The sequence below is a fragment of the Streptomyces spororaveus genome (genome assembly GCF_016755875.1).
Classification (GTDB): domain Bacteria; phylum Actinomycetota; class Actinomycetes; order Streptomycetales; family Streptomycetaceae; genus Streptomyces; species Streptomyces spororaveus.
Genome location: NZ_BNED01000005.1, coordinates 4170306 through 4184345, shown reverse-complemented (window position 1 = coordinate 4184345; position 14040 = coordinate 4170306). Strand labels below are relative to the sequence as shown.

The 14040-nt window shown below is 71.9% G+C and carries 13 protein-coding genes; 5 read left to right on the top strand and 8 right to left on the bottom strand.

Going from position 1 to position 14040, the window contains the following annotated elements; translation table 11 throughout:
- Positions 1 to 89 precede the first annotated feature (89 nt).
- Positions 90 to 968, top strand: coding sequence for an alpha/beta hydrolase (locus Sspor_RS21130; RefSeq protein ID WP_202200531.1), 879 nt, complete (start codon positions 90 to 92; stop codon positions 966 to 968).
- Between the two features lie 39 nt (positions 969 to 1007).
- Here the strand turns inward: Sspor_RS21130 and Sspor_RS21125 are convergent, their stop codons facing one another.
- Together Sspor_RS21125 and Sspor_RS21120 are read right to left on the bottom strand one after the other, a co-directional pair.
- A complete protein-coding gene (locus tag Sspor_RS21125) occupies positions 1008 to 1859 on the bottom strand; it encodes a hypothetical protein (RefSeq protein WP_237403952.1) in 852 nt (283 codons plus the stop codon).
- 42 nt (positions 1860 to 1901) lie between these two features.
- Complete coding sequence (locus Sspor_RS21120) at positions 1902 to 2864, bottom strand: MASE1 domain-containing protein (protein WP_202203773.1); 963 nt, start codon at positions 2862 to 2864, stop codon at positions 1902 to 1904.
- Positions 2865 to 3021: 157 nt separating this feature from the next.
- Between Sspor_RS21120 and Sspor_RS21115 the strand changes: the two genes are divergently transcribed.
- Positions 3022 to 3984 (top strand): IS481 family transposase, encoded by a 963-nt coding sequence (locus Sspor_RS21115; protein WP_202200530.1) that lies wholly within the window; start codon positions 3022 to 3024, stop codon positions 3982 to 3984.
- Here Sspor_RS21115 and Sspor_RS21110 read toward each other — a convergent pair.
- Complete coding sequence (locus Sspor_RS21110) at positions 3981 to 4817, bottom strand: PP2C family protein-serine/threonine phosphatase (RefSeq protein ID WP_202200529.1); 837 nt, start codon at positions 4815 to 4817, stop codon at positions 3981 to 3983. The genes Sspor_RS21115 and Sspor_RS21110 overlap by 4 nt on opposite strands.
- Positions 4818 to 5009: 192 nt before the next feature.
- Entirely contained in the window at positions 5010 to 6293 is a 1284-nt protein-coding gene (locus tag Sspor_RS21105) for an adenylosuccinate synthase (protein WP_030010833.1), read from the bottom strand.
- 184 nt (positions 6294 to 6477) lie between these two features.
- On the opposite strand from Sspor_RS21105, the gene Sspor_RS21100 reads away from it, so the two are divergent.
- Entirely contained in the window at positions 6478 to 7311 is an 834-nt protein-coding gene (locus Sspor_RS21100) for a diacylglycerol kinase family protein (RefSeq protein ID WP_202203772.1), read from the top strand.
- 165 nt (positions 7312 to 7476) lie between these two features.
- Here the strand turns inward: Sspor_RS21100 and Sspor_RS21095 are convergent, their stop codons facing one another.
- From Sspor_RS21095 to Sspor_RS21080, 4 genes are all read right to left on the bottom strand, one after another.
- A complete protein-coding gene (locus Sspor_RS21095) occupies positions 7477 to 9870 on the bottom strand; it encodes an ATP-binding cassette domain-containing protein (RefSeq protein ID WP_202200528.1) in 2394 nt (797 codons plus the stop codon).
- 67 nt (positions 9871 to 9937) lie between these two features.
- Positions 9938 to 10354, bottom strand: a complete 417-nt coding sequence (locus Sspor_RS21090; RefSeq protein WP_202200527.1) for a VOC family protein — start codon at positions 10352 to 10354, stop codon at positions 9938 to 9940.
- Positions 10355 to 10364: 10 nt separating this feature from the next.
- On the bottom strand, positions 10365 to 10784 hold the full coding sequence (locus Sspor_RS21085; protein WP_030755782.1) for a helix-turn-helix domain-containing protein: 420 nt from the start codon (positions 10782 to 10784) through the stop codon (positions 10365 to 10367).
- Between the two features lie 119 nt (positions 10785 to 10903).
- Positions 10904 to 11476, bottom strand: a complete 573-nt coding sequence (locus tag Sspor_RS21080; protein ID WP_237403951.1) for a GbsR/MarR family transcriptional regulator — start codon at positions 11474 to 11476, stop codon at positions 10904 to 10906.
- Positions 11477 to 11548: 72 nt separating this feature from the next.
- Here Sspor_RS21080 and Sspor_RS21075 point away from each other — a divergent pair, with 72 nt between their 5' ends.
- Both Sspor_RS21075 and Sspor_RS21070 read left to right on the top strand, forming a co-directional pair.
- Positions 11549 to 12442: an ABC transporter ATP-binding protein gene (locus tag Sspor_RS21075; RefSeq protein ID WP_202200526.1), complete on the top strand. Its 894-nt coding sequence runs from the start codon at positions 11549 to 11551 to the stop codon at positions 12440 to 12442.
- Entirely contained in the window at positions 12439 to 14031 is a 1593-nt protein-coding gene (locus tag Sspor_RS21070) for an ABC transporter permease (protein ID WP_202200525.1), read from the top strand. The genes Sspor_RS21075 and Sspor_RS21070 overlap by 4 nt, the downstream gene beginning before the upstream one ends.
- The last annotated feature ends 9 nt before the right edge of the window (positions 14032 to 14040 follow it).

The window sequence follows — 14040 nt, the reverse complement described above, 5'->3', positions numbered from 1 at the left end:
CCCCCGTTCCGGACTGATACGGTCCCGCTCTGCCGGAACACCGGAACATCTGTCCCCGCTGTCCCACGCGTTACCGAGAGGTTGAGCCGATGACGGACCCCGCCGCAGTGGAACGGGACGCCGCGGAGGCCGCCTCGGCCTTCGCCCACCCCGCCGTGGCGCCGGATGCGACCGCCGCCTACGGGGAACACCCCGACCACGTCGTCGACTTCTACGCCCCGCGCGGTGAAACCCAGGGCCCGGCACCGCTCGTGGTGCTGCTGCACGGGGGTGCGTGGCGGGCCCCGTACGACCGGCAGCACGTCACACCGCTCGCGGACTTCCTGGCCCGACGCGGTTTCGCCGTCGCCAACGTCGAGTACCGGCGCGGCAGTTCACTGCCGCACCAGAACGCCGAGGGGCCGGTCGCCGGGCGCTGGCCGGAGACCTTCGACGATGTCGCCGCCGCGATGGACGCCCTCCCGGGGCTGGCGGCCGACGCGCTCCCCCAGGCCGATGTCCGCCGCACGGTCGTCACCGGCCACTCGGCGGGCGGTCACCTCGCGCTGTGGGCCGCGGCCCGGCACGTGCTCCCGGCCGGCTCCCCGTGGCGGCTGCCCTCCCCTCCGATGCTGCGGGGCGTGGTGGCGCTGGCCCCGATCGCGGACTTCGCGGTGGCGGAGGAACTGGGCGTGTGCGGCGGCGCGAGCGCGCAGCTGCTGGGCGGGGCGGACCACTGGGACGAGCGGCTGCCGTACGCCGATCCGGCGGCGCTGCTGCCGACGGGGATCGCCACGGCAGTGGTCCAGGGCCGGGACGACATCGTGGTCCCGCAGCAGGTGGCCGAGGCGTACGTGGCGGCGGCCGCGAAGGCGGGGGAGACGGTCGGGCTGACCCTCCTCGACGCGGTCGGTCACTTCCCGCTGATCGACCCGGCGGCGGACGCGTGCGCGGTGGTCGCCGAGGAGATCTCCCAGCTGGCCTGGTAGCCCCCCGCGGCGCGGCACCCGCCGCCGGTCCGCCGCCGCTCAGCAGTCGTAGCGGTGGGTGTACGGGGTGTCCGGGCAGCCGCGGCAGACGAAGAAGTACATGCCGCCGAGGTCGCCCAGGTTCATGCCGTGCCCGAACGAGTCGGCGGCGGCGGGGTCCGCCCCGGCCCCCTCCCGCCGGTGGTCCCGGTCGTCCAGGGGGAGCCAGCGCCCCGCATCGGGTTCGGTCGCGGTGACGCTGAGCAGGTGTTCCATACGGGTGCCGCAGCCGGCGCAGTCGGGCCAGGACGGCGGCTGGGTCCACCCCGGGTAGCCGCCGACCTTGCTCTGCTGGGTGGTGGCCACGTCGAAGTAGCCGTGGCCCCGCTCCTCCTGCAGGGCCTGGAACCGCTCGTCCAGCCGCTCGCCCAGCCCCGCCGGCATGTCCCAGTGGGGGTATTCCACCGCCGGGGTGGGGGACACCGTGCAGGGGCGGGGCAGGAACTCCTCGTAGGCGGTGTGCGGGCGGGGCGGTTCCCCGGCGAGGGCGCCCGCAGCCGTCGGCGCCGTGCCGCGCCAGTGGAGGCTGGGGCGGGCCGCGTACCGGCCGTCCTCATGGACGAGCGGGCACCACAGGATCTGCAACAGGTCGGTCCCGGCGGGAAAGACGAGGCCGGGCACGTCCCGTGCGTACAGCTGGACCACCGGGACCATGGCGACGGGCTCGGGCCCGACGGGCGGGTCGAGCGGTTTGTAGTGGTCCGGTTCGGCGCACATGGGCCACGGCTCGGCCGCCGGCCAGAGCAGCGGTCCGCCGATGGAGCTGTCCCGCGGGCCGGGTGATCCGGCCCGCGGGAAGAGCAGGGTCACCTCGCGGGCCGTTCCGGTCAGTTCCGGGAAGACCGCCTCCACGTCGAAGGGGATCGGCGCGAGCGGCCGGGGCCCGGCGGACCCCTAGTGATCGGGTTTGCCCGGGGCCAGCTGTTCCACCAGGTCGGCCAGGTCCTCGCAGACCTGCTCGATCGTCAGGCGGACGTTGTTCTGCTCGGTGACCAGGGCCGACAGCAGCAGACCGGTCAGGGCCGCCGCGCCGTTGAGCCCCTGGAGGTTGATCATGACTTCGAAGAGGGTGTGATGGGCGAACGGCCCGACGTGGGAGGTCGCCGCGGCGATCGTCAGGACCGACACCACCAGGGTGACCGGGGCGCTCCCGGCCAGCTGGAAACGCACGGCCGCCCAGATGATCAGCGGGAAGACGAGGAAGAGCAGCGAGAGCGGGCTCCGGGTGGCCACGAGCGTGACGCCGACCGAGGCGACCACCAGGGCCGTCGCCTCAGCCGCGCGGTAGCCCTCCCGGGGTCGCCGGACCGTCACGAGCCTGCGCAGGACGAGCAGCAGCGGGGTCAGTACGAGCACGCCCATCGCGTCCCCGGCCCACCAGGCCGCCCAGACCGACCAGAACTGCGACATCGGCAGGTCCCCGGTGAGCACCAGCGTGCAGGTTCCGATCGTCGCGCTGATCAGCATGGGCAGCAGACCGCCCAGGAAGACCAGCGCCAGGGCGTCCCGCAGCCGGTCCATCTCGGTACGGAAACCCGCCCGGCGGAGCATCAGGTACGCGCACACCGGGGCGAGCACGTTGCCCGCGACGATGATCAGGCTGGCCAGGTCGAAATCGGCGATCCGCTCGATGGTGAGGTACGTACCGATCGCGATCCCCGGCCACGCCCGCAGGCCCAGCCAGAGCAGGGAGGTCACCGCGATGCCGGTCGGCAGCCACAGGGGCGTGACCTCCGCGCCGTCGACGACCACACGCTGGTACAGGCCGATCAGTCCGCCCACGTAGTAGGCGGCGGCCACGGCGAGGATCGGCAGCAGAGCTGCGGGCAGACGTCGCCATCCCTCGGTGCGCACCACATCATCAGACAACAGCCCGGCGCCCCCGCGGGCCGTGACACGCGCTAGGTGTGTTGTCCCGGGACGTTGGTGACACGCGTGCTGGGTTCTTGAAATGGGTGAGGGCCTTCTGGCTCGGTGTGGATTGCGACATCTACGCCAACTTCAGGAGGCCCTCGTGGTCCACCGTAATGCGCCGCTGACCGAGACCGGGCGACTTCGTCTGGCGCGTTGTGTCGTCGATGACGGCTGGCCCGTGCGCCGGGCGGCAGAGCGTTTCCAGGTCAGCCACACCACCGCGGCCCGCTGGGCCACCCGCTACCGGCTGCTGGGCGTCGCCGGAATGAGTGACCGCTCCAGCCGGCCCCACCACCAGCCCCGCAGGACAGCAGCCGAGATCGAGACGGAAGTGCTCCGCCTCCGGCGGGAACACCGGATCGGTCCACTGCGGCTGGCAGTCCGGTGCCGTATCGCGGCCTCGACCGCCCACCGCATCCTCGTCCGCAACGGCCAGCCGCCCCTGGCGGCTCTGGACCGGGCCACCGGCGAACCCGTCCGCCGCTATGAACGCGCCCGGCCCGGCGAACTCGTCCACATCGATGTCAAGAAGCTCGGCCGGATCCCCGACGGCGGCGGCCACAGAGTCCTCGGCCGGGCCGCCGGCAGCCCGAACAAGGACCGCCGCAACGGCGCCGGATACGCCTACCTCCACACCGCCCTCGACGACCACACCCGACTCGCCTACACCGAAGACCTGCCCGACGAGACCGCCCCGACCTGCGCCGCCTTCCTCACCCGGGCCACCGCCTGGTTCGCGTCCCTGGGCATCACCGTCGAACGGGTCCTGACCGACAACGCCTGGGCCTACACCAAGCACACCTGGAGCCAGACCTGCCGCGATCTGGACATCCAGCCCCGATGGACCAGGCCCTGGCGCCCACAGACCAACGGCAAGGTCGAACGCTTCCACCGCACCCTGCTCGAAGAATGGGCCTACCAGAAGCCCTACACCTCAGACCGGCAGCGCCAGGAAGCTTTCACCGACTGGCTGCACTGGTACAACTACCACCGACCCCACACCGGCATCAGTGGCCAGACACCCGCCAGCCGCGTCACCAACCTGTCCGGACAACACAGCTAGGGGGTGTCTTGTGGGTCGGGCCTCGCGTCATGGCTGAGCACGAGTACGGCGGCGTCGTCGGCGTGGCCGGTCGAGTCGGCCACCTTCATCACTGCGGCGGCCAGCTCGCCCGGGTCGGTGCCCGCGGCCTCCCGCACCACCTTGGCCACCCGCTCCAGCCCCACCTCGATCGGGAACTTCGGGCCCTCGACCACACCGTCGGTGAGCAGCACGATCGACCCCGCCTTGGTCAGCCGGCGGCGGGTCACCGCGTACCCGGTCCCGGGCACCAGGTTCAGCGGCAGCCCGCCGTCGTCCTCGGCTATGCCGTAGTCGCCGTCGACGGTGGCCCAGACCGACGGAACGTGGCCGGCCCGGGCGGTCTCCAGTTCCCGTGTCTCCGGATCGAAGCGGAGCAGACTGCAGGTCGCGAAGAGGTCGCGGTCCATGGAGAGCAGCACCTCGTTGGCCCGGCTCAGCACCTCGCCCGGATCGACGACGACGGCGGCCACGGCGCGCAGGCAGATCCGTACCTGCCCCATGAACGCGGCGGCCTCCACATCGTGCCCCTGGACGTCACCGATGCAGAAGGCGAGCGCGCCCTCGGGCAGCAGGAAGCCGTCGTACCAGTCGCCGCCGATGTCCAGGCCGTGCCGGGCGGGAGCGTAGCGGGCGGCGGTCCGCAGGCCCGGCAGCGCGGGCAGCGAGGCGGGCAGCATCTCGCTCTGCAGCGCCTCGGCCAGGTCCACCCTGGCCTGCTGCAGCTCCACCCCGCGGCGGGCCTGGTCGGCGAGCCGCCCGAGCGTGCTGAGCAGGTCGGCGCTGGCCGCCCGCGGGGCACGGCGAGGAGTCACGGACCGCTCCGAGGTGCATCCATTCGTCCCTGCTTCCGCTGCGCGAAAAGCCCGTGGACATCATATTTCCGCCCACCCGGAACCCGCCCCCCGAGACCGGGCCCGCCCCCACGGGGCCGTGCCGGGGCCTCGACGCCGAAGGGGCGGCGGGCGCGGGTGCGCCTGCCGCCCCTTCGGAGGGACCGGGTCTCCCTAGAGGAACGAGTTGATCTCGATCGTCTCGGTACGGCCGGGGCCGACGCCGATCGCGGAGATCGGGGCGCCCGACATCTCCTCCAGGGCCTTGACGTACGCCTGGGCGTTCGCCGGCAGGTCCTCGAAGGTCTTGGCCTTGGTGATGTCCTCGGACCAGCCGGGGAGGTATTCGTAGATCGGCTTCGCGTGGTGGAAGTCCGTCTGCGAGTACGGCAGCTCCTCGACGCGCTTGCCGTCGATCTCGTACGCGACGCAGACCGGGATCTGCTCCCAGCCGGTCAGTACGTCCAGCTTGGTGAGGAAGAAGTCGGTGAGGCCGTTCACGCGGGTGGCGTAACGTGCGATCGGCGCGTCGAACCAACCGCAGCGGCGGTCACGTCCGGTGGTCACGCCGCGCTCGCCGCCGATGCGGCGCAGGTCCTCGCCGTCCTGGTCGAACAGCTCGGTCGGGAACGGGCCGGCGCCGACTCGGGTCGTGTAGGCCTTGAGGATGCCGATGACGCGGCTGATCTTCGTCGGGCCCACGCCGGTGCCGGTGCAGGCGCCGCCGGCGGTCGGGTTGGACGAGGTGACGAAGGGATAGGTGCCGTGGTCGACGTCGAGCAGCGTGCCCTGTCCGCCCTCGAACAGCACGACCTTGTCCTCGTCCAGCGCGTTGTTGAGGATCAGGGTGGTGTCGGCGACGTACGGCTTGATCTGCTCCGCGTACTGGAGCATCTCCTCGACGATCTGGGCGGCGTCGATCGCGCGGCGGTTGTAGAGCTTCGCGAGCAGCTGGTTCTTGCCCTCCAGCGCCGCCTCGACCTTCTGGACGAGGATCGACTCGTCGTAGAGGTCCTGGACGCGGATGCCGACGCGGTTGATCTTGTCCGCGTAGGTCGGGCCGATGCCGCGACCGGTGGTACCGATCTTGCGCTTGCCGAGGAAACGCTCGCCGACCTTGTCGAGGGTGACGTTGTACGGCGTGATCAGGTGCGCGTTGCCGCTGATGAGCAGCTTGGAGGTGTCGATGCCGCGCTCGTTCAGGCCGCGCAGCTCGGAGAGCAGGACGGCCGGGTCGACGACGACACCGTTACCGATGACCGGGGTGCATCCGGGGGAGAGGATGCCGGAAGGGAGAAGGTGCAGCGCGTACTTCTGGTCGCCTACGACGACCGTGTGGCCGGCATTGTTGCCGCCCTGGTAGCGCACTACATAGTCGACGGATCCACCGAGCAGGTCGGTGGCCTTTCCCTTGCCCTCGTCACCCCACTGAGCTCCGAGCAGCACAAGAGCGGGCACAGGCGTACACCTCTTCCGGATGGGGCATGTCCAAGGTCAGGGGGCGTACGACGATGTACACCGCAGGCTGAGCCGTCGGACCGGTACCCCGGAATAGACGAAGGCCCTGGCGCAATAGCGCAAGGGCCTCTTGCACAAAGATGCTACCCGAGGAAGGACCGAGGTGTCGGCTCCAGAGCCCACCATGAGCCAAGCGGGCGCGCCGGTAGGCGGCCTGCTCGTGCTCGTCGACCCGGTCGCCCGCCGTCTAGACGGCGAGTCCGTGCGGATCGCGAAGGATGTGTTGTCAGCGGGCGCGGCAGCGAAGATCTGCCTCCCGGATTCGCAGGAGGAATTTGCGCGGGCTCTTGCCCGCCGGGGTCATCGGCGGCTGGTGATCGTCGGTGACGACCGGGCCCTGGTGCGCACCGTCGGGCTGCTGCACCGGGAGCGGGGGCTCGGGGAGGGACCGCTCGCGCTGGTCCCCGTGGGCCCCGTGGCCTCCCTGGGGCTGGCGGGGTCCCTCGGCGTGCCGCTTTCGGCCGTCTCCGCGGCCCGGGCGGTCCTCGACGGGACGGTGCGGAGCTGTGACCTGCTGGTCGACGACAGCGACGGGGTGGTGCTCGGCGCGCTGCGGATCCCGCCCGTGCACGGGGTCCAGCGGCCCGCCGGGCCGTCGGTGTGGAGCGCGTACCGCTCGCTGGTGCGGACGCTGGTCCGTCCGGTGGCCGCGGCCGGAGGCGTGGCCACGGGCCGGCACCGGCTGCGGGTCGAGGCCGACGGGGTGCTGCTGGCGGACGTGGACCGGCCTGTGGAGGACGTCTCGGTTCGCACCCGGGACGACGGCGGTGCGGCGGAGGTCGTGGTCCGGACGGGTGGCGGAGGCTCCGCCGAGTCGACGGTCACGGCCCGGGCGAAGACGGTGACGGTGTCGGGAGCGGACTTCCGATACCGCGCCGACGCGGCGCTGACCGGCCCGGTCCGCCGCCGTACGTGGACCCTGCGTCCCGGGGCGTGGACGCTCACCGTGCCCCGGTGACCACGCCGGGTGCACGGACTGCGTCCGCGGCACCCGGCGCGGAGGTCCTGCGCGAAGCCCTCGTGGAACTTTTCACCACGCCAGGCAGCACCCAGGACCCCTGCCCCCCGACCCCTGCCGCCGCAGCGGTCAGGGGCAGGGGTCGGGGGGCAGGGGCGGTGCCGGTCAGACGCCGACGTACGCCGCGAGGTGCTCGCCCGTGAGGGTGGAGCGGTCTTCCACCAGATCGGCGGGGGTGCCCTCGAAGACGATCCGGCCGCCGTCGTGACCTGCGCCGGGACCGAGGTCGATGATCCAGTCGGCGTGCGCCATGACCGCCTGGTGGTGCTCGATGACGATGACCGACTTCCCGGAGTCGACCAGCCGGTCGAGCAGGCCGAGCAGCTGCTCCACGTCGGCCAGGTGCAGTCCGGTGGTCGGCTCGTCGAGCACGTAGACGCCGCCCTTCTCCGCCATGTGGGTGGCCAGCTTGAGCCGCTGCCGCTCGCCGCCGGACAGCGTGGTGAGCGGCTGGCCGAGGCTGAGGTAGCCGAGCCCGACGTCCGCGAGCCGGGTGAGGATGCGGTGCGCGGCGGGAGTGTGCGCCTCGCCCGCGCCGAAGAACTCCTCGGCCTCCGTCACGGACATCGCGAGGACCTCGCTGATGTCGCGGCCGCCGAGGTGGTACTCCAGCACCGACGCGTCGAAGCGCTTCCCCTCGCACTCCTCACAGGTGGTCGAGACCCCGGCCATCATCGCCAGGTCGGTGTAGATGACGCCGGCGCCGTTGCAGTTGGGGCAGGCGCCCTCGGAGTTCGCGCTGAACAGCGCCGGTTTCACCCCGTTGACCTTGGCGAACGCCTTGCGGATCGGGTCGAGCAGCCCGGTGTAGGTCGCCGGGTTGCTCCGCCGCGAGCCGCGGATCGCGCCCTGGTCGATGGAGACCACGTCCGCGTCCGGGGAGAGCGACTTGTGCAGCAGTGAGCTCTTGCCGGAACCGGCCACGCCGGTGACGACCGTGAGCACCCCGAGCGGGATGTCGACGTCGACGTCGCGCAGGTTGTTCGCCGTGGCCCCGCGGATCTCCAGCGCGCCGGTGGGCTTGCGTACCGACGGCTTGAGCTTGGCCCGGTCGTCGAGGTGGCGGCCGGTGATGGTGCCGCCGGAGCGCAGCCCCTCGACGGTGCCCTCGTAGCAGACGGTGCCGCCCGCGGTGCCCGCGCCGGGGCCGATGTCGACGACGTGGTCGGCGATCGCGATCGTCTCCGGCTTGTGCTCCACGACGAGGACCGTGTTGCCCTTGTCGCGCAGCCGCAGGAGCAGGTCGTTCATGCGCTGGATGTCGTGCGGGTGCAGGCCGATGGTGGGCTCGTCGAAGACGTAGGTGACGTCGGTGAGCGAGGAGCCGAGGTGGCGGATCATCTTGACGCGCTGCGCCTCTCCGCCGGACAGGGTGCCCGAGGCCCGGTCGAGCGAGAGGTAGCCGAGGCCGATCTCCACGAACGAGTCGAGGGTGAGCCGCAGTGCGGTGAGCAGCGGGGCCACCGAGGGCTCGGCGAGGCCGCGCACCCACTCGGCCAGGTCGCTGATCTGCATCGAGCAGGCGTCGGCGATGCTGATCTTCTTGATCTTCGAGGACCGGGCGCCCTCGCTGAGCCGGGTGCCCTCGCACTCGGGGCAGACGGTGAAGGTGACCGCTCGTTCCACGAAGGCCCGGATGTGCGGCTGCATCGCTTCCTTGTCCTTGGACAGGAAGGACTTCTGGATCTTGGGGATGAGGCCCTCGTAGGTGAGGTTGACGCCCTCGACCTTGACCTTGGTGGGCTCCCGGTAGAGGAAGTCCTGCATCTCCTTCTTGGTGAACTTCGCGATCGGCTTGTCCGGGTCGAGGAAGCCCGACTCGGCGTAGACCCGTACGGTCCAGAAGCTGTCGGACTTCCAGCCGGGGATGGTGAACGCGCCCTCGGAGAGCGACTTGGAGTCGTCGTAGAGCTGGGTGAGGTCGATGTCGGAGACCGAGCCCCGGCCCTCGCAGCGCACGCACATGCCGCCGGTGCGGGAGAAGGTGGCCTTCACGGTCTTGGTCTTGGCGGCGCCGCGCTCGACCGTGATGCCGCCGCTCGCCCGGACGGAGGCGACGTTGAAGGAGTAGGCGCTGGGCGGTCCTATGTGCGGCTTCCCGAGCCGGCTGAAGAGGATGCGCAGCATCGCGTTGGCGTCGGTGGCGGTGCCGACCGTGGAGCGGGGGTCGCCGCCCATGCGCTGCTGGTCGACGGTGATCGCGGTGGTGAGGCCGTCGAGTACGTCGACCTCGGGGCGGGCCAGCGTGGGCATGAAGCCCTGGACGAAGGTGCTGTAGGTCTCGTTGATCATCCGCTGGGACTCGGCGGCGATCGTGTCGAACACCAGCGAGCTCTTGCCCGAACCGGAGACTCCGGTGAACACCGTCAGCCGGCGCTTGGGGATCTCGATGCTGACGTCCTTGAGGTTGTTCACGCGCGCACCGTGCACGCGGATCAGACCGTGGCTGTCGGCTGCGTGCGGCGTCTTCCCGGGGTCCGGCTCGGGGGCCCTGCTCATCGTGTCTCCATCTCTCGGGCGGGCCGCCTGCGCGGACTCCTGCGCGGATTCCTGCGGCGGCCGGCGGTCAGGGCTTACGGGGCTGGTTGAAGCGGAGCATGTTGCCCGCCGGGTCCCGGAAGGCGCAGTCGCGGACGCCGTACGGCTGGTCGACGGGCTCCTGCAGGACCTCCCCGCCGGCGGCCCGGATGTGTTCGAAGGTGGCGTCGACGTCGTCGGTGGAGAAGATCACGCCGCGCAGCAGGCCCTTGGCCAGCAGCTCCGCCATGGCCTGCCGGTCGGCCGCCGAGGCGCCCGGGTCGGCGAGCGGCGGTTCGAGGACGATCTCCACGTCCGGCTGGGCGGGGGAGGCGACGGTCACCCAGCGCATCCCTTCGAACCCGACGTCGTTGCGGACCTCCAGGCCGAGGATGTCGCGGTAGAAGGCGAGCGCCTTGTCGTGGTCGTCGACTGCGATGAAGCACTGCGAGAGGTTGATGTTCATGCCGTCGACGCTACGAGGAGGGTGCGGATTTCGCTTCTCCGATCCTGACCGGTCGCGTGAGGATCTTCGCGACACACGCCGGGATCGCCGCGCCGTCGTCGTGGCTGCGGGCCCGGTAGGCGCTGGGCGTCTCCCCGACGAGCTCGGTGAAACGTGAGCTGAAGGACCCCAGCGAGGTACATCCGACGGCGAAGCAGACGTCCGTCACGCTCATGTCGCCGCGTCGCAGCAGCGCCTTGGCCCGTTCGACGCGGCGGGTCATGAGGTAGCTGTACGGGGTCTCCCCGAAGGCGGTGCGGAAGCTGCGCGAGAAGTGCCCGGGCGACATGAGGGCGACGTTCGCGAGTGCCTGAACGTCCAGCGGCTCCGCGTACTCGCGGTCCATCATGTCCCGGGCGCGGCGCAGCCGTACCAGGTCCTCCAGGTTCATGCGGTCCAGCATGGCACGCGGGAGACGTCCCGTCTGCGGGTATCGGTGCTTCCGGATTCGATCACCGGACCGCGGGTCCGCCCGTGCCCGCGCAGGTCTGCCCGCGGCGCCGGGCACCCTCAGCCGAGGCCGATCGTCGCCTTGTGGGCCCGCCAGCGGTCCATCAGGCCCAGCATCTCGCCCTGCATGAACTCGAAGAAGGCGGCCGTCTCCGCGACGCGGGCCCCGGCGGGCGAGTCCGTGCCGAGGGTGGCCGCGCCCTCGCGCAGGGTCTTCTCCCACAGGGTCAGGACCTGGTCGCGGCGCGTGAAGGTCTCGTACCAGAGCTCGTTGTGCAGGACGTACCGGTCGCGGCGCGAGCCCGGTTCGCGTTCGCGGCTGACCATGTTGACCTGGGTCAGGTAGGACACGGCGCCCGACACCGCGGCCGGGCTGATCCGCAGCGCCTCGCCCAGTTCAGCCGAGGTCATCGCGCCGCCGTCGCTGGCCAGCAGCTGTGCGAAGACGCGCGCGGCCATCCGCTGCATCCCGGCCTCGGTCAGCTGCGCGGCGAACCGCTCGACGAAGCGGGAGACGGCGTCGCCGTCCCGGGCGTCGGCGGCGATGCCGGTCTCGGTGCCTGCACCGGTGCCGGCACCGGTCCCCGTCGGCACCGCGGTCCTCGCGTCCACATTCACCATGTCATCTGCCACCTTCCCGACTTTACGCGATTCTTGAGATTCCCAAGCTTCACAAATTTGTGAAGCTAGCGTACGTTCGGAAACATGACGAAGGCAATCAGAGTCGCCGGCCTCCACAAGGCGTTCGGCCGCGCCCGCGCACTGGACGGGCTCGACCTCTCGGTCACCACCGGCGAGGTCCACGGCTTCCTCGGGCCCAACGGCGCCGGCAAGTCCACCACCATCCGGGTCCTGCTGGGCCTGCTGCGCGCCGACTCCGGCACCGCCGAGCTCCTCGGCGGCGACCCCTGGGCCGACGCGGTCGCCCTCCACCGCCGCGTCGCCTACGTACCCGGCGACGTCACCCTGTGGCGCAACCTCTCCGGCGGCGAGGTCATAGACCTCTACGGACGCCTCCGCGGCGGGCTCGACCGGACCCGGCGCGCCGAGCTCGTCGAGCGGTTCGAACTGGACCCCACCAAGAAGGGGCGCACCTACTCCAAGGGCAACCGGCAGAAGGTCGCCCTCGTCGCCGCCTTCGCCTCCGACGCCGACCTGCTCGTCCTGGACGAGCCGACCTCCGGCCTCGACCCGCTGATGGAGGAGGTGTTCCAGAGCTGCGTCGCCGAGGCGCGCGCCGCCGGGCGCACCGTCCTGCTCAGCTCGCACATCCTCAGCGAGGTCGAGACCCTCTGCGACCGGGTCAGCATCATCCGCAAGGGCCGCACCGTGGAGACCGGCACCCTCGCCGAACTGCGCCACCTCACCCGTACGTCGATCAGCGCCGAGCTGGCCGGCCCGCCGAACGGCCTCGCACACCTGCCCGGCGTGTACGACGTACAGGTGCAGGGGCTGAAGGTCACCCTCCAGGCCGACACCGACAAGCTGGACGCCGTACTGCGCTCCCTGACCGCCTCGGGGGTGCGGTCGCTGACCTCGACCCCGCCCACCCTCGAAGAGCTCTTCCTGCGCCACTACACCGAAGAGGCGTCCCGATGAAGCACCGACTGGCGGGTACCGGGGCGCTGCTGCGGCTCGCCCTGCGCCGCGACCGCGTCATGATGCCGGTGTGGGTCGCCGTCACCACGCTCATGGTGGTGAGCATGCCCGGCTCCCTGGGCAGCGTGTACGCCACCACCGCCGAACGGGCCCGCGTCGCCGCCTCGATGAACGCCAACGGCTCGATGCGCGCCCTGTACGGACCGGTCTTCGGCGATTCCCTCGGCGCCCTGACCGCCTGGCGGGCCGGTGTCTACGCCGCCGTCCTCGCAGCCGCCATGAGCCTGATCATCGTCGTCCGTCACACCCGCGAGGAGGAGGAGACGGGCCGTCAGGAACTGCTCTCCGCTGCGATGGTGGGGCGGCGGGCCCCGCTGACCGCCGCCCTGCTCGCCGCCCTCGTGGCGAACGCCGGTGTCGCCCTGCTGGTGGCGGGCGGTCTCGCGGGGCAGGGCGCGCCCGGCGCGATCGCTCTGGGCCTGGCCGTCGCGGCAACCGGGATGTTCTTCGCCTGCACGGCGGCCGTCGCCGCCCAGCTGACCGAGAGTGCCCGCGCGGCCAAGGGGATCACGGCCGCGGTGCTCGGTGCGGCCTTCGTCCTGAAGGCCGCGGGCGACGCCGGTACGGGGGGCGGGCGGTCGGCCCTCACCTGGGCCTCGCCGCTCGGCTGGGTGGAGAACGTACGGGCCTTCGCCGCCGAACGCTGGTGGGTGCTCCCGCTGTTCGCCGCCGCCGTCGCGGTGCAGGCGGGCGCCGCCTACGCCTTGGCCGGGCGCCGTGACCTGGGCATGAGTTTCCTGCCGTCCCGGCCGGGACCGGCCGAGGGACGCCTGGGCACGGCGGGCGCGCTGGCCTGGCGGCTGCAGCGCGGCAGCGTACTGGGCTGGAGCGCGGGCTTTCTGATCGCCGGCGCCGTCTTCGGCGGGATGGCGGACGGCGCCGCGGACCTGGTCGGCGACAACGACCGGACCCGCGAGATCATCGAGCGGATGGGCGGGCAGGGCGGGCCGGGCGGACAGGGCGCGCTGACCGACGCCTTCCTCGCGACGATGGCCGGCATGTTCGGCATGGTCGCCGCCCTGTACGCCGTCGCCTCCGTACTCCGCCTGGGCGGCGAGGAGTCGGGGCAGCGCGCGGAGCCTCTGCTCGCGAACGCGGTGGGCCGACTGCGCTGGGCCGGCGGCCACCTGGCCGTGGCCTTCGGCGGCTCGGCGCTGGTCCTGCTGCTGGCGGGCCTCGGTCTCGGCCTCGGACACGGCCGCGAGCCGGGCGCGGCCATCGGCGCCACGCTCGCCCAGCTCCCGGCGGTGTGGCTGATCGGGGCGCTGGCGGTGCTGCTGTACGGCGCCGCCCCCCGGTACGCGGCCGCCGCCTGGGCGGTGGCCGGGGGCGCGCTGGCCCTGGGCTGGGTCGGCCCGGCCCTGAACCTTCCGCAGGCCGTCCTGAACCTCTCGCCCTTCGCCCACCTGCCCCGGCTCCCGGGAGCGCAGGCCCTGGACTGGGCTCCCCTGTCGGCGCTGACCGCCCTGGCGGCGGTCCTGACGGCGGCGGGCCTCGGCGCCCTGCGCCGCCGCGACATGATCGCGTAGACCCGCCCG